The organism is Mesorhizobium sp. B2-6-4 (assembly GCF_006441495.1).
Taxonomy (GTDB): domain Bacteria; phylum Pseudomonadota; class Alphaproteobacteria; order Rhizobiales; family Rhizobiaceae; genus Mesorhizobium.
The window spans coordinates 222,641-243,557 of sequence record NZ_VFUE01000003.1; the positions used below are offsets into that span (position 1 = coordinate 222,641).

Annotated in this window: 17 protein-coding genes, 1 tRNA gene and 1 pseudogene; 7 read left to right on the plus strand and 12 right to left on the minus strand. The window is 63.2% G+C overall.

The genetic code is table 11. The features are described 5' to 3' along the window. Window positions 1–9 precede the first annotated feature (9 nt). A complete protein-coding gene (locus FJ426_RS05670; protein ID WP_140514927.1) occupies window positions 10–354 on the minus strand; it encodes a hypothetical protein in 345 nt (114 codons plus the stop codon). Window positions 355–658: 304 nt separating this feature from the next. Here FJ426_RS05670 and FJ426_RS05675 point away from each other — a divergent pair, with 304 nt between their 5' ends. Both FJ426_RS05675 and FJ426_RS32140 read left to right on the plus strand, forming a co-directional pair. Beyond that, complete coding sequence (locus tag FJ426_RS05675; RefSeq protein ID WP_140520751.1) at window positions 659–1,777, plus strand: glycosyltransferase family 9 protein; 1,119 nt, start codon at window positions 659–661, stop codon at window positions 1,775–1,777. A gap of 229 nt (window positions 1,778–2,006) precedes the next feature. Then, a pseudogene (locus FJ426_RS32140) lies at window positions 2,007–3,136 on the plus strand (helix-turn-helix domain-containing protein). A gap of 44 nt (window positions 3,137–3,180) precedes the next feature. Here the strand turns inward: FJ426_RS32140 and FJ426_RS05685 are convergent. Then, window positions 3,181–3,257 (minus strand) — tRNA-Pro (locus FJ426_RS05685). 199 nt (window positions 3,258–3,456) lie between these two features. On the opposite strand from FJ426_RS05685, the gene FJ426_RS31250 reads away from it, so the two are divergent. Together FJ426_RS31250 and FJ426_RS05690 are read left to right on the plus strand one after the other, a co-directional pair. Next, window positions 3,457–3,618: a hypothetical protein gene (locus FJ426_RS31250; protein ID WP_181170896.1), complete on the plus strand. Its 162-nt coding sequence runs from the start codon at window positions 3,457–3,459 to the stop codon at window positions 3,616–3,618. Window positions 3,619–3,628: 10 nt separating this feature from the next. Continuing rightward, window positions 3,629–5,869, plus strand: coding sequence for an AGE family epimerase/isomerase (locus tag FJ426_RS05690; RefSeq protein ID WP_140494790.1), 2,241 nt, complete (start codon window positions 3,629–3,631; stop codon window positions 5,867–5,869). Between the two features lie 30 nt (window positions 5,870–5,899). Here FJ426_RS05690 and betB read toward each other — a convergent pair whose 3' ends face one another. Genes betB through betI form a run of 5 tightly spaced genes read right to left on the minus strand, consistent with a single transcriptional unit; the run spans window position 5,900 to window position 12,195 of the window. Continuing rightward, window positions 5,900–7,363 carry a betaine-aldehyde dehydrogenase gene (betB, locus tag FJ426_RS05695; protein ID WP_140824793.1) on the minus strand — a complete coding sequence of 488 codons (1,464 nt, stop codon included), beginning with the start codon at window positions 7,361–7,363 and terminating at the stop codon, window positions 5,900–5,902. A gap of 56 nt (window positions 7,364–7,419) precedes the next feature. After that, the gene (gene betA / locus FJ426_RS05700; RefSeq protein ID WP_140824797.1) at window positions 7,420–9,072 is read right to left on the minus strand and encodes a choline dehydrogenase; all 1,653 of its coding nucleotides are present in this window, start codon (window positions 9,070–9,072) and stop codon (window positions 7,420–7,422) included. Between the two features lie 3 nt (window positions 9,073–9,075). Beyond that, window positions 9,076–10,083 (minus strand): threonine/serine dehydratase, encoded by a 1,008-nt coding sequence (locus FJ426_RS05705; RefSeq protein WP_140559421.1) that lies wholly within the window; start codon window positions 10,081–10,083, stop codon window positions 9,076–9,078. Then, entirely contained in the window at window positions 10,080–11,609 is a 1,530-nt protein-coding gene (betC, locus tag FJ426_RS05710) for a choline-sulfatase (protein WP_140559422.1), read from the minus strand. The genes FJ426_RS05705 and betC overlap by 4 nt, the downstream gene beginning before the upstream one ends. Beyond that, entirely contained in the window at window positions 11,590–12,195 is a 606-nt protein-coding gene (gene betI, locus FJ426_RS05715) for a transcriptional regulator BetI (RefSeq protein WP_140559423.1), read from the minus strand. Before betI ends, betC begins: the two co-directional genes overlap by 20 nt. 188 nt (window positions 12,196–12,383) lie before the next feature. On the opposite strand from betI, the gene FJ426_RS05720 reads away from it, so the two are divergent. Continuing rightward, window positions 12,384–13,550: an acetyl-CoA acetyltransferase gene (locus tag FJ426_RS05720; RefSeq protein ID WP_140494778.1), complete on the plus strand. Its 1,167-nt coding sequence runs from the start codon at window positions 12,384–12,386 to the stop codon at window positions 13,548–13,550. A gap of 26 nt (window positions 13,551–13,576) precedes the next feature. Then, window positions 13,577–14,581: an asparaginase gene (locus tag FJ426_RS05725; protein WP_140559424.1), complete on the plus strand. Its 1,005-nt coding sequence runs from the start codon at window positions 13,577–13,579 to the stop codon at window positions 14,579–14,581. 11 nt (window positions 14,582–14,592) lie between these two features. On the opposite strand, the gene FJ426_RS05730 is transcribed toward FJ426_RS05725, so the two are convergent. Then, window positions 14,593–15,969, minus strand: a complete 1,377-nt coding sequence (locus FJ426_RS05730; protein WP_140559425.1) for a TIGR03808 family TAT-translocated repetitive protein — start codon at window positions 15,967–15,969, stop codon at window positions 14,593–14,595. 117 nt (window positions 15,970–16,086) lie between these two features. Between FJ426_RS05730 and greA the strand changes: the two genes are divergently transcribed. Continuing rightward, window positions 16,087–16,563, plus strand: a complete 477-nt coding sequence (gene greA / locus FJ426_RS05735) for a transcription elongation factor GreA (RefSeq protein WP_140559426.1) — start codon at window positions 16,087–16,089, stop codon at window positions 16,561–16,563. A gap of 9 nt (window positions 16,564–16,572) precedes the next feature. Here greA and FJ426_RS05740 read toward each other — a convergent pair whose 3' ends face one another. From FJ426_RS05740 to FJ426_RS05755, 4 genes are all read right to left on the minus strand, one after another. Beyond that, window positions 16,573–16,962 (minus strand): type II toxin-antitoxin system death-on-curing family toxin, encoded by a 390-nt coding sequence (locus FJ426_RS05740; protein ID WP_140559427.1) that lies wholly within the window; start codon window positions 16,960–16,962, stop codon window positions 16,573–16,575. After that, window positions 16,959–17,180 carry an AbrB/MazE/SpoVT family DNA-binding domain-containing protein gene (locus FJ426_RS05745; protein ID WP_140494768.1) on the minus strand — a complete coding sequence of 74 codons (222 nt, stop codon included), beginning with the start codon at window positions 17,178–17,180 and terminating at the stop codon, window positions 16,959–16,961. The genes FJ426_RS05740 and FJ426_RS05745 overlap by 4 nt, the downstream gene beginning before the upstream one ends. 111 nt (window positions 17,181–17,291) lie before the next feature. Continuing rightward, on the minus strand, window positions 17,292–19,412 hold the full coding sequence (gene scpA, locus FJ426_RS05750; RefSeq protein WP_140559428.1) for a methylmalonyl-CoA mutase: 2,121 nt from the start codon (window positions 19,410–19,412) through the stop codon (window positions 17,292–17,294). Continuing rightward, window positions 19,409–20,851 carry a methylmalonyl-CoA mutase subunit beta gene (locus FJ426_RS05755; protein WP_140559429.1) on the minus strand — a complete coding sequence of 481 codons (1,443 nt, stop codon included), beginning with the start codon at window positions 20,849–20,851 and terminating at the stop codon, window positions 19,409–19,411. Before FJ426_RS05755 ends, scpA begins: the two co-directional genes overlap by 4 nt. Between the last annotated feature and the right edge of the window lie 66 nt (window positions 20,852–20,917).

Sequence of the window (20,917 nt, forward strand, 5' to 3'; positions counted from 1 at the left end):
CGCCTCAGCTCAATTCGCCAGCCCTGGGCATTTGCGCGCCCTGGCGGCGGCCATGGCCGCTTGCTGCTGCTTCAGCCGATCGATCCTGGTCGTTTCGCGATTGGCGACGGCGGCCTTGACGCTTGAGCCGCCCAGCAGCCATCTCGGAACACTGGTGCTGGCGACCTTGCCCCGCGTGATGGCTGTCTGCGAGATGCCTTTGGCGGCTTCGCCTATGGCGCTGTTCAGTTCGGCGCATGTCATCTTGTCGTAATTCGCCGGATCGATCGATCCGCTGGTCGACGCGCAGCCTCCGACAAGGGCGAGGAGGAGCACGGGGATGAACGGCCTGCTGGGGGTCGAATGCAATTTCATGTCCACGACCTTACTCCAGCGTAAGCGACCATGGCCACCCTCCGATATGTCCGCATGCGTGCGTACGCCGAAACGAACCGGGGTCATTCACATTCACGACGGACACGAGTTCGACCTCGGCGGAACCCTTGAAAGAGAGCCTGCGAGCCCCATCTGCGTTGACAAATATTCCTGGTTGGTTGATGGCTGAGGCGATATCCTATATCAGCGGACAGAACGAGCTTGTCATTGCGCGGCTATTGCCTACATCGATCGTTTGTCGAAAATTTTGGATTCTTTTTGGCTGAAATGGAATAGTCATTCCATGAAAAGTTGGATCAAGAATTCAAAAGAGCCGGCAAAGGCGCTGCCGAAGGCTGGCAACGTACAATCAATACTCATAAATCAGACGAAGTTTATCGGGGATGTTGTTCTAACTTCGGTTCTGGTCAGGCATCTGCGGGCAGAGTTTCCGAACGCGACGATCACCATGCTATGCCAGGCGGCGCTGGCGAAATTCGTTCTGGAGCAAGGCATCGCCGACAGCGTGGTTTCGCTCGATCGCGGCAAAATGCGCGGCTCCCCTTTCGAGCGCATGTCCGGAATGACCAGGCTCCTGCACGATCTGAGGAAGTCGGATTATGATCTTATCATCGATCTGTCCGACTCCAAGACATCACGGCTTGTGATGCGCTTCGTCAAGGCGCCTTTTCGCGTAGGCTATGTTCCATCGGAGCAGCCCCTGAAATTCTGGGAGCGCCAAAGCGCCAACATCTTTGCCGCCACATACGGCCATGGCGGCGAGCATTATCTGCATCGGTACCTGTCGCCGCTGTTTGCCCTTGGCATTCCTGTGACCGATCCTATTCCGTCCCTCAAGCCAACCGAATCCGGTTCGCGTCAGGCAAAGCAGCTGCTTGCCCGACACGAATTGGAAACGAAGTCGTTTGTCGCCGTCCATGCCGGCGCCAGTTTCCCAGGCCGTTGCTGGCAGCCTGACCGTTTCGCATCGGTCCTGGGAGAGATTTACCGTCGAAAGGGTCTCCGGGCGGTCATCGTTGGCGGCCCGGACGAGGCAGGTATCGCAGGCAAGGTGTTGGATGCGGCAACATCGCCGATCGTGAATCTCGTTGGCCAGGCACCCCTGACCACCCTTTTGCCCCTGCTGGGCGAGGCCCTGATCTTCCTGGGCAACGAAAGCGGACCCATGCACCTGGCCGCGGCCATGAAAACGCCCGTCGTTGGCCTGTTCGGTCTGACCCAACCTGACATCTGGGGGCCTCTTGGCGTTCCTAACCGTACGCTGCAGCCTCCGATGCCATGCAAGTGCATAGCGCCGGGCCTCTGCAAGGTGGGCAATGCAGGGGGCGTTTATTGCGTTCAACGGCTTGACGCCGCCGACGTCACCAAAGCGGCAATCGAACTCATAGAACGCGTCAGCTAAACCAATTCCAGGAAAACTGCGCAGCGGTTTTTCCGTCCGGAATTGCGTAAAGCGATGAATTGGAGCCGGAATTGCGTAAAGCGATGAATTGGAGCAGGCGACGATCAAACATCGAGCCGCTGCAGCGGGAACAACAAACACGCGTAGCGCTTTTGAGCGACCCGAGACATAGGTGACGTTTTGTACCGGACACATGGGTAACACTTTTGGCTTTTGGCCGGAGGTGTTGATGCCGTGGAGAGTGTTCGGTGATGGAGGAACGTCTTCGTTCTGTAGCTCGCCTTCTCGACGGAGAAGGCATGAGTGATGTGTGCCGGGAGTTCGGCATCTCGCGCAAGACGGGCTATAAGATCTTCAATCGCTACAAGGATGAGGGTCTTGAGGCCCTGACGGACCGCTCTCGGCGGCCGGTGCGCTATGCCAACCAACTGCCGCCCCAGATCGAGCGGATGATCGTGGAGAGCAAGCAAGAGAAGCCGCACTGGGGCGCCAGGAAGATCAGGGAGTTGCTGATCAGGAAACTGGCCGGCGACGTGCGCATTCCGGCCAAGAGCACGGTTCATGCCGTGCTCGACCGCCACGGCCTTGTGAGCCAGGCCCGCAAGAGGAACCGGGCGAACAAGGCCGCGGGCACGCAACTGTCACAGGCGATGCAGCCCAACGATCTCTGGTGCGCCGATTTCAAGGGCGAGTTCAAGCTCGGCAACGGCCGCTACTGTTACCCCCTGACTGTCACCGATCATCGAGGCTTTCGTTCGGCTCTTCAAGGAACGTGGCCTGCCGGAAGCGATTAGAAGCGACAATAGCCTTCCCTTCGCAAGCCCCAACGGCCTCTACAATCTCTCCAGGCTGTCGGTGTTCTGGCTGAGGCTCGGCATCGCCATCGAGCGCATCCGGCCTGGCAACCCGCACGAGAACGCTCGCCATGAGCGCATGCACCGCACGCTCAAGGCCGAAACGACCCGGCCGCCGGGCATGAACACCCTCCAGCAGCAGGCCAGGTTCGATGCTTTCATGAGCGAATTCAATGACGAGAGGCCCCACGAGGCCATCGGCATGAAGGTGCCAGCCGAGCTCTACAGAGGCTCTTCAAGAGCCTATCAAGGCCTCCCCGGGCTGGAATATCCCTTCCATGACAAGGACATTCTCGTCACCGCCTGCGGCCGCATCTGCATGCACAGGAAGAAGATAAACATCTCCACCGTGCTCGCCGGCCAAAGGCTCGGCATCAGCGAAGTCGACGACGGCATTTGGCTCGTCTCCTTCATGCACTATGATCTGGGATATATCGACTTGGAACAGAGGACCTTGCAGACCATCGACAACCCGTTCGGCACGAGGTTGTCACCCATGTCTTAGGTACATTCTGTTACCTATGTCTCCGGGCCGTACATTTGTTTTTCTGGTCGGAGTGGCAGGATTTGAACCTGCGACCCCCTCGTCCCGAACGAGGTGCGCTACCAGGCTGCGCTACACTCCGTGACCAGACGCGGGCTTATAGCCGCCGCATCTGGTTCCTGCAAGCGTCAATGGCAGCACTTCTGTCGCATTTCGCCAGCTTTCTTCGCGAGCCTGTTTCAGCGCCTCGAATAAACGCCGCTTAAAGGCTTCCGTGGTAGGGCACCCCTCGGCAAACGTTTGCGCGATTTGTGTTTCCAGCCGCCCGGAGATTTTCAGTCTTGACCCTCAGGATCGTTGGCGAAGCACGGCTCGACAGGTTCGGATTGCCGGAGCTTGTCGTGGTGGTGGAGAGCCCGGTATCGTCACAGCGGCGCCGGCAGACGTTCGACGCCGTGCTGCGCCGTAGTCCGGAAGTCGGCGCCTACAACCAGATCTTTTGACAAGGGCATCATGAGCCAGCGCATCGTCAGTTTCGTCATGAGCGGCGGCGTCGGCTCGCGGCTCTGGCCGCTGTCGCGCGAGGACAATCCCAAGCAGTTCCACGACCTTTCGGGCGACGGCTCGATGCTGGCAAAGACCTTGCGCCGGCTGGCGTCACGGCCCAGCGGCGATACGCCCATCTTCATGATCGCTTCCGAACGCCATGCCGAGCGCGTCCATGCCGATCTCGCCGGCATAAACCTTGCCGGCGGTGGGCCGCTGTTCGAACCTACCGGCCGCAACACCGCCGCGGCGGTGGCGCTGGCAAGCCTGCGCACGCTCGCCGAATTCGGTGACGAACTGGTGCTGGTGGTGCCGTCCGATCACGAGATTTCGACCGCGCGGCAATTCTGGCAGAGCGTCGAGGCGGGCACCGCCGCTGCCAGCGCCGGGCGGCTGGTGGTGTTCGGCCTCAAGCCGACACAGCCGGAGACCGGCTATGGCTACATCGAAGTCGCCGCCGAAAGAGCAGGCGTGTTCGATGTCTCGCGCTTCGTCGAAAAGCCGGACCTTGCCACCGCCCAGGCCTATCTCGAAGCCGGCAATTTCCACTGGAACACCGGCATCTTCCTGTTTCGCGCCGGCGCCATGCGTGATGCTTTCGCAGCTTTCGAGCCGAAGATCTGGCAGGCGACCGAAGCTGCCTACAAGGCTGCGACATCGGACCTTTCCGGCTTCTACATGCCGCTGGACCTCTACGGCGCCATTCCTTCGGTCTCGATCGACTATGCCATCATGGAGCGGGCAAAGGACATCGCCATGGTGCCGGCCAGCTTTCGCTGGAACGATCTCGGCTCCTGGCAGTCGCTGCTCGATGTCGGGCCTGCCGATAGCCAAGGCAATGTCATCGCCGGCGACGTCGTCGCCATCGATTGCGAGAATTCCTACATTCGCAGCGATGGCCGGCTGCTGTCGGCCATCGGCATGAGAGATGTCGCCATCGTCTCGACATCGGACGCTACCTTCGTCGCCCCGGTCAGCCATAGCCAGCACGTCAAGAAGATCGTCGAGCAGCTCGAAAAATCCGGCCGGTTGGAAACCCGCTTCACGCCTGCCCACGACCGGGTCATCGAAAGCGGCGCTTGGCGTCGCCGCGTCCATCACTGGCTGTTTCAGGAGACGCTTCCGCTGTGGTCGACATCAGGCGTCGACGAACGCTATGGCGGATTCCACGAGGCTCTTGGCTTCGACGCCACGCCGCTGATGAAGCCCAAGCGCATGCGCACGCAGGCCCGCCAGGTCTACGCCTTTGCGGTCGCCAAGCAACGCGGCTGGGACGGCCCGGCCGACCGGCTCATCGCCCACGGCATCGACTTCATGGCCGGAAGCGGCCGAACGGCAAGGGGCGGCTGGGTGCGTACCCTCGACATCGACGGTTCGGTCGCCGACCCGGTCGAGGACGCCTACGATCATTCCTGCGTGCTTCTGGCGCTGGCGCATGCCCACATGTCGGGCCATCCGGATGCGCTGCGGCTCGGCGAAGAGACCTTCGCCTTCCTCGATGCCCATCTCGAGGATAGCCGCATGACCGGCTTTCTCGAAACCTCGGACGGGCAGGGCGAGCGGCGCTCCAATCCGCACATGCATTTTTTGGAAGCCTTCCTCGCCTGGCACGAGGCGACAGGCGAGCGCGCTTATCTGCGCCGCGCGGCACGCATCATCGACCTGTTCCGCAACCACTTCTTCGATCCCGAAAGCTGGACGCTGGGTGAATATTTCGACGCCGGCTGGAGGCCCGTGGCGGGCGAGAAGGGTACCTGGACCGAGCCCGGCCATCATTTCGAATGGGCCGCGCTGCTTGTCGATTTCGCCGCTCTTAGCGGCCAGGCCGAACTGAGTGGCTTCGCCAGGAAACTCTATGCCTCGGCCATCGCCAATGGCCTCAACCGCGCCACAGGCCTTGCCTATGGCGCCGTCTCCCGGCAGGGTCTGCCGCTGGACCTGGTCTCGCGTAGTTGGCCACAGGCCGAAGCGGTCAAGGCGGCGATTGCGTTGGACGGTTCTGGCGGACCCGATCTCAAGCCGGAGATCGAGGAACGCGTAGGCCGGCTGTTCCGCTGGCACATCGACCCGGCGCCGCTGGGTCTGTGGATCGACCGCGTCGACGAGCGCGGCCGCTCGCGGGCATCAGATGTGCCGGCCAGCATTTTTTATCATCTCGTGTGCGCGCTGACGCAGTATCTGGATGGGACTGCCGAGAAGGGCGGCTGAGAAAGAGGCGCTGTCCCGACGACATTTTGCTCAATACGGGCTGGCCACATCCCCGGTCTCGACATAAACCGCCTTCATCTGCGAATAGAGCGCCAGCGCGGCCAGTGAATTTTCTCGCCCGATGCCGGATTGCTTGATACCGCCGAAGGGGATTTCGACCGGGGTCAGGTTGTAGGCGTTGATCCAGCACGTGCCGGCCTGCAGCTCGGCGATGACGCGGTGGGCGCGCGACAGGTCGCGCGTGAACACGCCGGCCGCGAGACCGAACTCGGTGTCGTTGGCGCGCTCGACCACCTCGTCCTCGCCGTCGAATTTCAGCACGCTCATGACAGGCCCGAAGATTTCCTCGCGCGCGATGCGCATGCTGTCGCTCACCCCGGTGAACACCGTCGGCTCGACGAAGAAGCCGCCTTCAAAACCTTGCAGCGAGGGCACGTTGCCACCGCAGGCGAGCGTGGCGCCTTCTTGCTTGCCCGCCGCGATGTAGGAGACGACCTTCTCCTGCTGTGCCTTGCTGACCAGCGGGCCCATCTGGGTTTCGGCATCGAGTGGGTCGCCGATGCGGATCTTCTTGGTTCGCTCGACGAGCCGGTCGACGAAGCGGTCATGGATGCCCTTCTGGACGAAGACGCGCGTGCCGTTGGAGCAGATCTGCCCCGTCGAATAGAAATTGCCGAGCATGGCGCCGCCGACGGCATTCTCGAGATCGGCGTCGTCGAAGACGATCAGCGGCGACTTGCCGCCGAGTTCCATCGTCGCGTGCTTCATCTTCGAGCCGGCGAGCGACAGCACCTTGCGGCCGGTCGGCACCGAGCCGGTCACCGACACCTTGGCCACGACATCGTGGCTGACCAGGCTGGCGCCGACATCGCCATAGCCTTGCACGACGTTGAACAGCCCGTCGGGCAGGCCTGCCTCGCTGTAGATCTCGGCCAGGGCCAATGCCGACAATGGCGTGTTTTCCGATGGTTTGAACACCATGGCGTTGCCCATGGCGAGCGCGGGCGCGGATTTCCAGCCGGCGATCTGGATTGGATAGTTCCAGGCGCCTATGCCGACGCAAACGCCGAGCGCCTCGCGCCGCGTGTAGGCGAAGGCCCCGCCCAAATCGACAGCCTCGCCATTGTAAGCTGCAACCGCGCCGCCGAAATATTCCAGGCAATCCGCGGCCGATGGCGCATCCGCCACCAGCGTTTCCTGAATCGCCTTACCGGTGTCGAGCGTCTCGAGGCGGGCAAGATCGGCGTTGCGGGCGCGCAAGATGTCGGCGGCGCGGCGCAGGATGCGGCCGCGCTCCACCGGCTTCAGCCGCGCCCAAGCCGGTTGCGCGGCACGCGCAGCCTCGATGGCGAGTTCCAGCACGTTCGGCGTCGCCGAGCGCAGCAGGGCGATGGTCTCGCCGGTTGCCGGATAGATGACCGGCAGTGGCGCGCCTTGCTCGTCGTCTATGTAGCGTCCGTTGACATAGTGCGATGCCGTTGGCTGGGCGCGCATGGGCTTCTCCAAATCGTCTTAGCGGCATGCCGATCGTGCGGTTGCACGATCATGCTCTATCTGTCGGACGCCTGCCAGCGGGGATTGATCCATGGTTCCTGGTTGGAAGGCGCCAGCGGCGTGCGGCCGAGAATGTGGTCGGAAGCCTTCTCGCCAGTCATGATCGACGGCGCGTTGAGGTTGCCGTTGGTGACGCGCGGGAAGATAGAGGAATCGGCTACCCGCAGGCCCTCGACGCCGATCACGCGGCATTCCGGATCGACGACGCTCGTGACGTCGTCGGCGCGGCCCATCCGGCAGGTGCCGCAGGGATGATAGGCGCTTTCGGCGTGATCCCTGATGAAGATGTCGAGGTCGTCGTCCGATTGCACATGGCTGCCGGGCGAAATTTCCTGGCCGCGGAAGCCGTCGAACGCCTTCTGGCCGAAAATCTCGCGCGTCAGCCTGATGCAGTGGCGGAACTCGCTCCAGTCGTCGGGATGCGACATGTAGTTGAAGTGGATCACCGGTTTCGAATTCGGATCCGGCGAGCGCAGCGTCACCGAGCCGCGCGACTTCGAGCGCATTGGCCCGACATGCGCCTGAAAACCATGCGCCTTCGCCGCCGCCTTGCCGTCATAGCGCACCGCCGCCGGGATGAAGTGGTACTGGATATCAGGATAGTCGACCCCGGCGCGCGAGCGCACGAAGGCCGCCGCCTCGAAATGATTGGTAGCGCCAAGGCCGGTCTTGAAGAACAGCCACTGCGCCCCGATCATCGCCTTGGAAAACGGGTTGAGTACCGAATTCAGCGTGATCGGCTTTGTCGATTCCTGCTGGATATAAAGTTCCAGATGGTCCTGCAGGTTGCGGCCGACGCCGGGTCTATCGGCCACCACCGCGATGCCGTTTTCCCTGAGATGTTCTGCAGGCCCGATGCCCGACAGCATCAGGATTTTCGGCGAATTGATCGACGATGCCGCGACGATCACCTCACGTCGCGCCTTAACGACCTGAATCTGTTTGCGAGCTTCGATTTCGACCCCGATGGCGCGTTGATTCTCGATGATCACCCGTCGCGCAAAGCCCTTGACCAGGCTTACGTTTTTGCGCCTGAGCGCCGGCCTCAGATAGGCTGATGCCGCCGACCAGCGGCGGCCGCCGAAAATGGTCTGCTCCATCGGGCCGAACCCCTCTTGCCTGGAGCCATTATAGTCGTCGGTCAGTTCGAAGCCGGCTTGGCGGCCCGCCTCGACGAAGGCGCCATAGAGCGGGTTTTTCCGCGTGCCGCGCCGCACGTGCAGCGGCCCACCACGGCCCCGCCAGCCGTCCTCGCCGCCCTCCGCATCTTCCATGCGCTTGAAATAGGGAAGCACGTCGGCGAAACCCCAGCCGGCGGCTCCCTGTTCGGCCCAGTGGTCGAAGTCGCGGGCGTGGCCGCGCACATAGACCATGCCGTTGATCGAGGACGAGCCTCCAATCACCTTGCCGCGCGGCGTCGCCAGCACGCGGCCGCCGAGATGCGGCTCGGGCTCGCTGGCAAAACCCCAGTCGTAGAGGCTTATGTTGAGCGGGATCGACAGCGCCGATGGCATCTGGATCAGCGGCCCGACATCGGAGCCGCCGAATTCGATAACGATGACCGAGTGCTTGCCATCCTCTGACAGGCGATAGGCCATGGCCGAGCCGGCGGAGCCGGAGCCGATGATGACGAAATCCGCTTCAAGCATTGTTCATATGCGCCCATCGTTCATATGCGTGATGAAATCGGCGAGCGAGACATTGCCGCCGGTAGCCACCACAAGGACGGTCTTGCCGGCCACATCCACCTTGCCGCCGAGCAGTGCCGCCAGCGAGGCAGCTCCGGACGGCTCAAGCACCAGCTTCATCCGCTCGAAGGCGATTTTCATTGCCCGCCGCACCAAGGCGTCGTCGACAGTGATGCCGCGAACGCCGGCGGTTCTGACCGCCGCGAACGGCGCGTCGCCGGGCCGCCGCGACATCAGCCCGTCACAGATCGAATTCGGGGCGAGCGGCATGGTCTCGATGCTGCCATGCGCCAGCGAGGCGCCCATGCCGTTGAAACCTTCGGGCTCGACGCCGATGATTTCTGTGGCCGGCGACAGGTAGTGGAAAGCGAGCGAAACGCCGCCGATCAGGCCGCCGCCGCCGACCGAGCAGAACAGCACGTCCGCCTTCGCGCCCTTGGCAGAAAGCTGCTCCAGCGCCTCCAGCCCGGCACCTGCCTGGCCGGCGACGATTTCCGGATCGTCGAAGGGATGCAGCAATGTCAGCCCTTCGGTCTCGGCGATCTCGCGCGCCTTGGCGGCGGCGACTTCCTCACGCGCGCGCTCGCCGTGATCGGTAAGCACCACGCGCGCGCCGTAGCCTGCTGTGGCGTCGCGCTTGGCGGCCGGCGCGTCGATCGGCATGACGATGGTGACGGGAATGCCGAGCGCCTGGCCCGCAGCCGCCAGTCCTTGCGCAAAATTGCCGGAAGAATAAGCGATGACGCCCTTCTTGGCTTCGTCGGGCGACAGCCGCTTCAGCCGCCAATAGGCGCCCCGAACCTTGAACGATCCCGCCCATTGCAGCGATTCCGCCTTGACGAAGACGCGAGCGGCGCCGGTTTCCCTGGCGAGCGCCGCCGATTCCAGCAGCGGCGTGATCTGCGTCGCCTTGGCGGTGACCGCATAGGCTTGCTTCAGGTGGTCGAGTGAGGGGACAAGCGTAGTCATCATTCGCCTCGCGGATACCGCTTGCTCTCTTCGAGATTGTCGAGGTTCATGTGGTTGCGCATGTAGCGCTCGGACGCTTTCTGCAGCGGCTGGAAATCCCAAGGGTAGTAGGCGCCGTTGCGCAGCGCCCGATAGACGACCCAGCGGCGCGCCTGGCTTTCGCGCACCGCAGCGTCGAAGGCGGCCATGTTCCAGCGCGCCCGCACCTTGTCCATGAACGCCGCGACCAGCGGTTCGTTGGCCGGATCGGCCGCGAGGTTTTCCCGCTCCAGCGGATCGGATTGGAGATCGAACAGTTGCGGCGCATCGAGCTCGCAATGGACGAACTTGTATCGGCCCTCGCGGATAGCCACCAGAGGCGCGTATGAACCCTCAGCCGCATATTCCATCAGCACAGGCGCGCTGCGCCGCTCACCGTCGATCAGAGGCAGCAGCGATTGGCCATCGGTCCATGGCGCGACGGCATCGATGTCGATGCCGGCGAGGTCGCAAAGCGTCGGCGTCACGTCGAGATTGGAAACCGGCGCTTCGATCAGCCCGGCCGCAACGCCCCTGCCGGCAATCATCAGCGGCACCCGCGCCGAGCCCTCGAAGAAGCTCATCTTGAACCATAGGCCGCGCTCGCCGAGCATGTCGCCATGGTCGGAGCAGAACAGGATGGTGGTGTCGTCAAGCATGCGCGTTCGCTTGAGGACGTCCAGGAGCTCGCCGAGCTTGTCGTCGACATAGGAAATATTGGCGAAATAGCCACGCCGCGAACGGCGCACCTGCTCAGGGGTGATCTGGAACGACGGATAATCGCTGGCGACATACAGCCGCTGCGAATGCGTATCCTGTTCGTCATACGCAATGAAATTGGTTTCCGGGTCGAGCGCCTGGCAATTTTCGTAGAGATCCCAGTACTGCTTGCGCGCGACATAGGGGTCGTGCGGATGTGACAGCGAAACGGTCAGGCACCAGGGCCGGCGCTCCTCATCATCCTGCTCCCGCGAAAGCTGGTAGAGCTTCTGCGTGGCGAGGAACACGACCTCGTCGTCATATTCCATCTGGTTGGTGGTTTCCGCAATGCCGGCCCCGGTCACCGAACCCAGATTGTGATACCACCAGTCGATGCGCTCGCCGGGCTTACGATAATCCGGCGTCCAACCGAAATCGGCGGGGTAGATGTCCGTGGTCAGCCGTTCCTCGAAGCCGTGCAACTGGTCCGGCCCGACGAAGTGCATCTTGCCCGACAGGCAAGTATGGTAGCCGGCGGCGCGCAGATGATGAGCGAAGGTCGGGATCGACGAGGCGAACTCGGCGGCGTTGTCATAGACTCCGGTGCGCGACGGCAACTGGCCGCTCATGAACGAGGCACGGCCCGGCGCACAGAGCGGCGAGCCGGTGTAATTGTTGCGGAACCGCGCCGAGCGGGCGGCCAATGCCTTCAGATGCGGCGCGTGCAGGAAGTCAGCCGGCCCGTCCGGAAAGAAAGTTCCGTTGAGCTGATCGACCATGACGATCAGGAAGTTAGGGTGCTTGCGTGTCACTGCGTCTGCGTCCGCTGAGTTTCGTTTCGAGATAGTCTTCGACCAATGCGATCGCGGTCGCGGCATCGGGCACGCCGTCCTTGAGCGCGCGCCTGATATAGAGCCCGTCGATCATCGCCGCCGTCGCTTCGGCGACGCGGTCGGCCTCCGCTCGGGACAGGATGCCGGCCAGCCCGCTCATCAGGTTCGAATGCAGCCGCCGCGCATAAATCCTGAGCAGCCGGCGCAGCGCAGCCGATTTCTGCGCCTCGACATAGAAGGCGAGCCAGGCGGCGATCGTTTCGGCTCGGAACTGGATGTCGGAGAAATTGACGGCCACGACCGCCGAGACGCGCTCGCGTGGGGAACCGGCGGATTGAAGCGCGCGCCGCATGTCCGTGGTCAGTTCGGCCAGGATATGCCGCATCGTCGCGAACAGCAGCTCATCCTTGACGCCGAAATAGTGATGGGCCAGCGCCGACGACACGCCGGCGCGCCCGGCGATCTCCGACATCGTCACGTCAAGCGAGCCGCGCTCGCCGATCGCCGAGATCGTCGCGTCGATGAGCGCTTTGCGGCGCAGTGGCTCCATTCCGACTTTCGGCATGCTGTTCCCATTGTTTCGGTGAAGATTATTTTTTATTGACGGGTCAATCAACAAAAATTCAGCCCAAACAACAACCGATTGTCGGCTCTGGCTCATCCCGCGGACTGGAAAACGGTTCATTATTGAACAATATTGAGTGCTCAGGCCGCGATATGACGTGTTAGGATCCGCGGCAAATGGAGGTTGCCATGACCGCATGCATCGTTGGCTGGGCGCATTCGCGCTTCGGCAAGCTTGAAGGCGAAACATTGGAGAGCCTGATCGTCAAAGTGGCAACCGAGGCGCTCGACCATGCCGGCATTGGCCCGGACGACGTCGACGAGATTGTGCTCGGACATTTCAACGCCGGCTTTTCCGCACAGGATTTCACCGCCAGCCTTGTCCTCCAGGCCGACGACCGGCTGCGCTTCAAGCCGGCGACGCGCGTCGAGAACGCCTGCGCCACCGGTTCGGCCGCTGTCCGGCAAGGCGTCCGCGCCATCGATGCCAATGCCGCCCGCATCGTGCTGGTGGTCGGCGCCGAGCAGATGACGACGACGCCCGGCCCCGAGATCGGCAGGAACCTGCTGAAAGCCTCCTATTTGCCCGAGGATGGCGACACACCGGCCGGCTTTGCCGGCGTCTTCGGGAAGATCGCACAAGCCTATTTCCAGCGCTACGGCGACCAGTCGGATGCGCTTGCCATGATCGCCTCCAAGAATCACAAGAACGGCGTCGACAATCCCTATGCGCAGATGCGCAAGGATTTCGGCTACGAATTCTGCCGCCAGGAGAGCGAGAAGAACCCCTTCGTCGCTGGCCCACTGAAGCGCACCGACTGCTCGCTTGTCTCCGACGGTGCCGCCGCTCTCGTCCTCACCGACACAGCGACGGCACTGAAGATGCGCCGCGCCGTCACCTTCCGCGCCAACGAGCACGTGCAGGATTTCCTGCCGATGTCGAAGCGCGACATCCTGACCTTCGAAGGCTGCGAGCAGGCCTGGAGCCGGGCGCTCAGGAATGCCGGCGTGACGCTTGATGATCTCTCCTTCGTCGAGACGCATGACTGCTTCACCATCGCCGAATTGATCGAATATGAAGCCATGGGCCTGGCGAAACCCGGGGAGGGCGCGAGGCTGGCGCTGGACGGCACGACCGCAAAGGACGGACGGCTGCCGGTCAACCCGTCCGGCGGCCTGAAGGCGAAGGGTCATCCGATCGGCGCCACCGGCGTGTCGATGCATGTGCTGAGCGCCATGCAGCTCGTCGGTGAGGCCGGCGGCATCCAGGTGCCCAACGCCAAGCTTGGCGGCATCTTCAACATGGGCGGCGCGGCGGTCGCGAACTACGTTTCCATTCTCGATCGGATTCGGTAAAAGCGACCCGCATCCGCGGGGGCAACATGACAAATCCGGTTCTGATCGAAGTTCTGCGTGGCGCCATCGTCGAGAGCGCGCACCGAGGCGCGGTCGCGGTTTTCGACGCCGATGGCAGGCCGGTTCTCGAGATCGGCGACACATCGAGGCCGGTGTTTCCGCGCTCCGCGGTCAAGGCAATCCAGGCGCTGCCTCTGGTCGAAAGCGGTGCTGCCGATGCCTACGGCTTCGGCAACCGCGAACTGGCGCTGGCCTGCGCCTCTCATTCGGGCGAACCGGCCCACGTCGAACTGGCGCGGTCGATGCTCGCCAGGGCCGGGCTGGACGGGTCGGCGCTTGAATGCGGCGCGCATTGGCCGTCGAGCCACGACGCGACGATCGCACTCGCCCGCGCAGGCGGTTCCCCGAACGCCTTGCACAACAATTGCTCCGGCAAGCATTCCGGCTTTCTTTGCACCTGCGTCCGTTCAGGCATCGAGCCTCAAGGCTATGTCAGGGCGGATCACGCCTTGCAGGAAATGGTGCGCGACGCCATGCAGGCGGTGACAGGAGCTCGCCACGGCGCCGACGAACGCGCAACCGATGGCTGTTCGATCCCGACCTACGCGGTGCCGCTCAGGAGTTTTGCGCTTGGCTTTGCCCGCATGGTGACCGGCAGGGGCTTCGCGCCCGGGCGCGCCAGGGCGGCAAAGCGATTGTTGTCGGCTTGCATGGCCGAGCCGTTCTTCGTCGCCGGCACAGGCCGCGCCGATCTCGCGCTGATGCAGGCGGCGCCTGGCCGAATATTTGCGAAGGGCGGCGCCGAAGGGGTCCATTGCGCGGCGCTTCCCGAGCTTGGCCTCGGCATCGCACTCAAATGCGATGATGGTGCCGGCCGGGCCGCCGAATCCATGGTGGCCGTAATCATCGCCCGACTGCTGCGCGCGGACGAGGTTTTGGCAGCGAAGCTGCTCGAAATGGCGAATGCACCCATCGAAAGCCGGATAGGCGCCAAGGTCGGTGCGCTCAGGCCGACGGCGGCACTGGCCTGAGACGGACGCTCTCAACTGACATGATTGCGCTCGACGGTCAGATGCGGAAAGCCGGTATCGGCTGACGCGGCGAGATCGCCCGTGGCCGGGTCGGCCCAGCGCTGCCCTACAATGGCGCCATTGCGTGCGCCGTCGATGACATTGTCGGAGATGATGGCGGTTCCGGCACCGTCGACCACGCTGACGACGATGCCGGTGCCCGCCTTGCGGATGATGTTGCCGGTGGCCACGACGTTGCGCAGATACGGTCCCCAGCCGATCGATATGCCGTAGAGCGGCGCGTTCTCGATGACGTTGTTGGACACTGTGGTGTCGGCCTCGACGCCGATGCCGACGCCGAATCCCGGCGGGTCGGCGGGGTAGGGGCCTGATGTCGACAGGTTGCGCACGATATTGCCCGAGCAAACACCCATGCGTCCGCCTTCGTTGAAATTGACGATCGAGATGCCGTTGGCGGCACCATCGACGATATTGTTGCTGATAACGGCGCCCTCGAACGAGAATTCGGAATAGACCGCCGTTTCGCCGGAACGCATGCAAGTGTTGCTCGATACTTGCAGATTGCTGGCGCTGTTGGCGCGGATGGCGGAGAATGCGCAGTCCGAAACAATATTGCCGGAGACGATCACGTTGGCGGCGCGGAAGGCATTGATGCCATTGCCGTTCTGGCCAGTGCCGCCGCCGCGCGCCGCGATGCGTTCGACCCGGTTGCCGGTGACGATAGTGCCGTCCTCCGCCGCCTGCCAGCGGTGCACGAGGATGCCGCCATTGGCGCAGTCGGAGACGGTGTTGCCTGTGATCGCCAGCCCTGCGGCCTCGACCGAATAGATGCCGGCGTCCGCCGCTCCGGATATTTCCGTGCGCTCGACCCGGCCCGCCGCGTGCTCGAGCGCCAGCCCGTTCTTGCCGCTGCCGGTTATCTGGCAATTATCGACGATGAGATGCGCCACGCGGCGCAGATCGAGCAGTCCTTGCGCGTAGTCGCCCATCGAGCGGTTTGAGCCGTCGAGGACCAGGCCGCTGAGCTCGATGTGATCGGCTTGTTCGGCCATGAACAGGTGGCCGTCGCCACCATAGACGATGCGCGTTGCGCCAGGCACGCCGGTAAGGCGCACCCGGCCGGGCAGCGTCAGGTTGGACACGACATAGGTGCCGGGCTGCAGGAAAACCGGCATGTCGCGATCGCTGGCCTCGCGCAGCAGCTTGGCGAAAGCCTTGCTCTGATCGTCAAAGGTGCCGGGTTGCACGCCAAGCTCGGTGGCGTTGATCGATCCGCGCATCGAGGCTTTCTCGACGCCGGGCAAGCTCGCGGCGGCTGCCTTGCCCAGCGAAAGCCCGAACACGGCAAAACCGGCTGTCCGCACAAGCAGCTTGCGTCTGTTCAACATCGGCACAGGTCCTGGCTTTTGCCCGTCTAGTGGCAGGATTCGTGCCAGTCAGGCACCTGCGTCCCCGGCGAGGGGCAATGACTTGTGAAGTCGTGAGGGCGGGCATAAGTTCAAGCAATGAGCAGAGCCTTTACCCGCGAGGAAGACAGCGAAAACGCCATCGCAGGCGTCGGCGAACGGCCGATCAGTCAACACCGCAACCTGGTGACGGAGCGTGGCCTGGCAATGATCGACGAGAATCTGGCCGATCTGCGCGACATATTGGCCAAAGCCGAGCGGCGGGGAGACCGCGAGCGCATCGCACTGGTATCTCGCGACCTGCGCTATTGGACCGCGCGGCGCGAAAGTGCCGAGCTTTCGGTGCCCGAGCCCGGGAGCGACGTCATCCGCTTCGGCATGGGCGCCACGCTCGAAGCCCACGACGGCAAGAAGGTGCACTGGAAGATCGTCGGCGAGGACGAGGCTGACCCATCGAAAGGCAGCATTTCCCATGTATCGCCAATGGCGATTGCTTTGTTTGGCAAGAAGGTCGGCGATGTCGCCACCGTCAATGGCAAGGAATGGGAAATCGTCAAGCTGAGCGCGGGCGGCTGAACCCCAACATCAGTCCTCGGTCTTCACGAGGTGGTCGCGAAAAAATGCGGCGGCACCCGCTTCATCGATCTCGCCGGCGGCGATAGCCATCACGAATTCATAAAGCGTGCCGTTGTCCGCCGTCAGGACCTGACCGTTGACGATCAGGAAGGCGCCGGCGGCGACAATAGCCGTGCGTTTGTTGCCGTCGACAAAGGCATGATTTCTGGCAATGCCGAAGACATAGGCTGCTGCAAGATCTGCAATCGACGGAGTGCCGTAATTAGCCTTGTTCTCGGCCCGGGCCAGTGCCGATTCAAGTGCATTTTCATCCCGCAAACCTTGTGCGCCGCCATGCCGGCGCAATTGTTCGGCATGCATCGCCTCCACCGCGCGGCGCGACAGGAACTCCCAGTTCATTCGGCGAGCTTCTGAAGCGCGACCTTGTACTTGTCCATGACCTTGCGAGCAGCTTCCATCTGCCGCTCGAAACTATCGTCGACCGGTTTGAGGACGATGTCCTTGTCTGTTTCGAGAACCTGAAGCTGATCACCGGCTTTGAGATTCAGGCGGTCGAGTAGCTCCTTGGGCAGGATCACACCTTCGGAATTGCCGATCTTGCGAATGGTGGTGTTCATGCTGGATTGCTCCTGTTGCAACGTCAATTATAACTCGACCGCCGCACCGTTGCAACAGATATTATAACTTACGAATGGGAGGAAGGCCCGGACACACTCGTTGCCGATAACTCAGGACGCCAGCAGCCGGTCGATCAGCCGCTCCGCTGCTTGCGGGATCACGGTACCGGGCGGGAAGATTTCCGCCGCACCCGCTTGCAGCACGGCATCATAGTCCTGCGGAGGGATCACGCCGCCGGCAACGATCAGCATGTCGCTGTGGCCGAGCCTCTTCAGCGCATCCCTGAGTTCCGGGATCAGCGTCAGATGTCCCGCCGCCAGCGACGACGCGCCGACAATGTGCACATCCTGCTCGTGGGCGAGCTTCGCGATCTCCTCCGGCGTCTGGAACATGGCGCCGACGGTGACGTCGAAGCCGAGGTCGGCAAAGGCTGTGGCGATCACCTTCTGGCCGCGGTCATGTCCGTCCTGTCCCATTTTGGCGACCAGGATGCGCGGCTTGCCGCCGGTCTTCTTTTCGAACGCGCCGATCTTCTCCTGCAGCCGGTCGACGGCCGGATTGTCGCCGAGCGCCTGGCGGTAGACGCCGGAAATCGTCTGCACCGACGCGATGTGGCGGCCAAAGACCTTTTCCAGCGCCAGCGAAATCTCCCCGACCGTCGCATTGGCGCGCGCGGCGTGGATGGCGAATTCGAGCAGGTTCTCGCCGCTCTCGGCCGCGCGGGAGAGCGCTGCGAGCGCATTCTCGAGCACCGCGACGTCGCGCGTGCCCTTCAGCCGCTGCAGCTTCGATAACTGCCGGGCTCTTACCTCGGCATTGTCGATCTTCAAGACGTCGACTTCGATATCCGCACCGGGCCGGTGCGAGTTGACGCCGACCAGCACCTGCTCGCCTGAATCGATGCGCGCCTGGGTGCGGGCGGCGGCCTCTTCGATGCGCAGCTTGGGAATGCCCTTCTCGGTGGCCGCGGCCATGCCGCCGAGCGCCTCGACCTCCTCGATATGGGCAAGCGCACGCGCTGCCAGATCATGCGTCAGCCTCTCGAGATAAGCCGAACCGCCCCACGGATCGATGATGCGCGTGGTGCCGGATTCCTTTTGCAGGATCAGCTGCGTGTTGCGGGCGATACGGGCCGAATGATCCGTCGGCAGCGCCATGGCCTCGTCGAAGGAATTGGTGTGCAGCGATTGTGTATGGCCCTGTGTGGCGGCCATCGCCTCGATCATCGTGCGGATGATGTTGTTGTAGGGATCCTGCGCCGTCAGCGACCAGCCAGAAGTCTGGCAGTGGGTGCGCAAGGACAGCGAACGCTCGTCCTTCGGCGAAAAATTCTTCATCATCAGGCTTGACCACAGCAGCCGCGCCGCCCTGAGCTTGGCGACTTCCATGAAGAAGTTCATGCCAACAGCCCAGAAGAAGGACAGGCGCGGGGCGAAGCGGTCGATGTCGAGCCCGGCCGCGACGCCGGCGCGGGCATATTCGATTCCGTCGGCAATCGTATAGGCGAGCTCCAGGTCCGCCGTCGCGCCGGCCTCCTGCATATGGTAGCCGGAGATCGAGATCGAGTTGAATTTCGGCATATGCCTGGATGTGTAGGAGAAGATGTCCGACACGATCCGCATCGAGGGCTTCGGCGGATAGATATAGGTGTTGCGGACCATGAACTCCTTCAGAATGTCGTTCTGAATGGTCCCTGCGAGATCCTTCTGCGCAACCCCTTGTTCCTCGGCAGCCACGATGTAGAGCGCCATGATCGGCAGCACCGCGCCGTTCATGGTCATCGACACCGTCATCTCGCCGAGCGGAATGCCGTCGAAGAGCTGGCGCATGTCGAGGATGGAATCGATGGCCACGCCCGCCATTCCGACATCGCCGGCCACCCGCGGATGATCGCTGTCATAGCCGCGGTGCGTGGCGAGATCGAAGGCGACCGACAAGCCTTTCTGGCCGGCGGCAAGATTGCGCCTATAGAAGGCGTTGGACTCTTCCGCCGTCGAGAAACCGGCATATTGCCGGATCGTCCACGGCTGCTGGACATACATGGTCGGATAGGGTCCGCGCACGAAGGGCGGCATGCCCGGATAGGTGTCGAGATGCGGCAGCCCCTTGAGGTCGCCCTGATTGTACAGATGTTTGACGGCAAGGCCTTCCGGCGTCATCCGCTGGCCCTTGATCTCGACCGGCGCCCGCCGCGGCGGCGCCCAGCCGACCTGGCTGAAATCCGGAATCAAGAAGCGGCTCCGATCGCTTGATCGATGCGGACCGGAAACAGCGGCTCGCACATGACGATGCCTTCCGTGAAGGCAGGTCGCCGCTCCGCGGCCAGCGTCTCGACCGCGCGCTCGGTTTTCTGCGGATAGAGCGTGGCGCCGACGATGGCGCGCTCGCGGGATCGGAAGGCGGCAGCGCGCTGGGCGGCGGCGGTGCGAACGCGCTCCTGTATGCGTCCCTCCTGAAGGCTGGACAGCACGCCGCCCTCGGCCTCGATCGCCTGCAACTCGGCCCAGGCCGCTTCGCAGAGGCCAGCAGTGAGCGCTTCGACGCCACCGGAGCCGCAGGCGGGATCGGCGACCTGATCGATGTGGCTTTCGTTGGCCATGATCAACTGCGCATTACGGGCCACGCGGCGTGCGAAAGGCGCCGGCAGGCCATGCGCGGCGGTGTGCGGCAGGATGGCGATCGAATCGGCTCCGCCCGCCGCCGCGGCGAAGCAGGCGATCGTCGTGCGCAGGATGTTGGTCTCCGGGTCCAATGCCGTCATCATCCGAAACGACGTCTCGGCGTGAATATTGGCCGTCGAAGTCGGGATCGAGCAGGCTTCTTGGACGCGAGCCCACAGCCTGCGCAAGGCCCTGACCTTGGCCATCGACAGGAACTGATCCTGGTCGGCGCTCAGCGCAAACCCGATATGGGGCGCTGCGTAGACGAGCGGTTGCCGCGCTTTCTCGAACATCCTGAGATAGGAGACGGCCGAAGCGAGCATGATGCCAAGCTCCTGCGCCTCCGTGGCGCCGGCATTGTGGAACACCCGCCCATCCGCCTCGAGCAGCACGCCGGGCACGCCCATTGAAAAGAAATGTGCCAGCGATTGCGGCATGGATTCCTGCAGCGCCTCGATCGACATGCGCAACCGGCCGGTTCCGGCCAGGATCGCCGCCGGATCGATGCCGAAGGAGAGGTTGAGCTTTGCCGGATCGGAGCGGCGCTTGCCAAGGAACGCCACCAGCCAGTCGGCCATGGGGCGGCTCCATGGGTGGGCGTCGATCCGGATCTGGACGCGGTTTAACGGGATGCCGTCCAGAACCGTCTCCAGCGCCTGCGCCGTTCTCGGCAGGCCGTAGCCGAAGGCGTTCGGGGCACCTTCGAAGACGAGCGACAATCCCGTCGCGCCCTGCGCGACGTCCTCCAGCGCCTGGGCTTTGGCGCGACCAATGTCGGGATCGTCGATGCGCTGGCTGACGATCCACGGCGATCCGGGGTTGGCGCGCACGATCGGCTCGGCCGCCGCCGCGCGCTCATAAAGCGGTTCCACGCGGATGCCGTCATCGGTGTGCGAGACCAGTTTTTCCTCGAAAGATGCGCCGGCGAGCGCCTTTTCAGCCAGGGCCAGCCATCGCTGCCGGTCGGCATTCGGAACTTCGTTATCCCTGGTCAAGGCTCCGGCGCTCATCCACTGTCCTCGTCACTATGCGGCCGCATCAGCCTGGAGCACTTCAGTCTACGGGTCCCGGTGCGA

Coding starts and splice junctions, on each gene's coding strand:
- FJ426_RS05690 (WP_140494790.1), top strand. CDS start 3,629: ATGAGCCAGCGCATCGTCAGTTTCGTCATGAGCGGCGGCGTCGGCTCG.
- betB (WP_140824793.1), bottom strand. CDS start 7,363: ATGCGCGCCCAGCCAACGGCATCGCACTATGTCAACGGACGCTACATA.
- FJ426_RS05720 (WP_140494778.1), top strand. CDS start 12,384: ATGACCGCATGCATCGTTGGCTGGGCGCATTCGCGCTTCGGCAAGCTT.
- betA (WP_140824797.1), bottom strand. CDS start 9,072: ATGCTTGAAGCGGATTTCGTCATCATCGGCTCCGGCTCCGCCGGCTCG.
- greA (WP_140559426.1), top strand. CDS start 16,087: ATGAGCAGAGCCTTTACCCGCGAGGAAGACAGCGAAAACGCCATCGCA.
- FJ426_RS05730 (WP_140559425.1), bottom strand. CDS start 15,969: ATGTTGAACAGACGCAAGCTGCTTGTGCGGACAGCCGGTTTTGCCGTG.
- FJ426_RS05745 (WP_140494768.1), bottom strand. CDS start 17,180: ATGAACACCACCATTCGCAAGATCGGCAATTCCGAAGGTGTGATCCTG.
- FJ426_RS05740 (WP_140559427.1), bottom strand. CDS start 16,962: ATGAACTGGGAGTTCCTGTCGCGCCGCGCGGTGGAGGCGATGCATGCC.
- FJ426_RS05755 (WP_140559429.1), bottom strand. CDS start 20,851: ATGAGCGCCGGAGCCTTGACCAGGGATAACGAAGTTCCGAATGCCGAC.
- FJ426_RS05725 (WP_140559424.1), top strand. CDS start 13,577: ATGACAAATCCGGTTCTGATCGAAGTTCTGCGTGGCGCCATCGTCGAG.
- FJ426_RS05705 (WP_140559421.1), bottom strand. CDS start 10,083: ATGATGACTACGCTTGTCCCCTCACTCGACCACCTGAAGCAAGCCTAT.
- FJ426_RS05675 (WP_140520751.1), top strand. CDS start 659: ATGAAAAGTTGGATCAAGAATTCAAAAGAGCCGGCAAAGGCGCTGCCG.
- betI (WP_140559423.1), bottom strand. CDS start 12,195: ATGCCGAAAGTCGGAATGGAGCCACTGCGCCGCAAAGCGCTCATCGAC.
- FJ426_RS05670 (WP_140514927.1), bottom strand. CDS start 354: ATGAAATTGCATTCGACCCCCAGCAGGCCGTTCATCCCCGTGCTCCTC.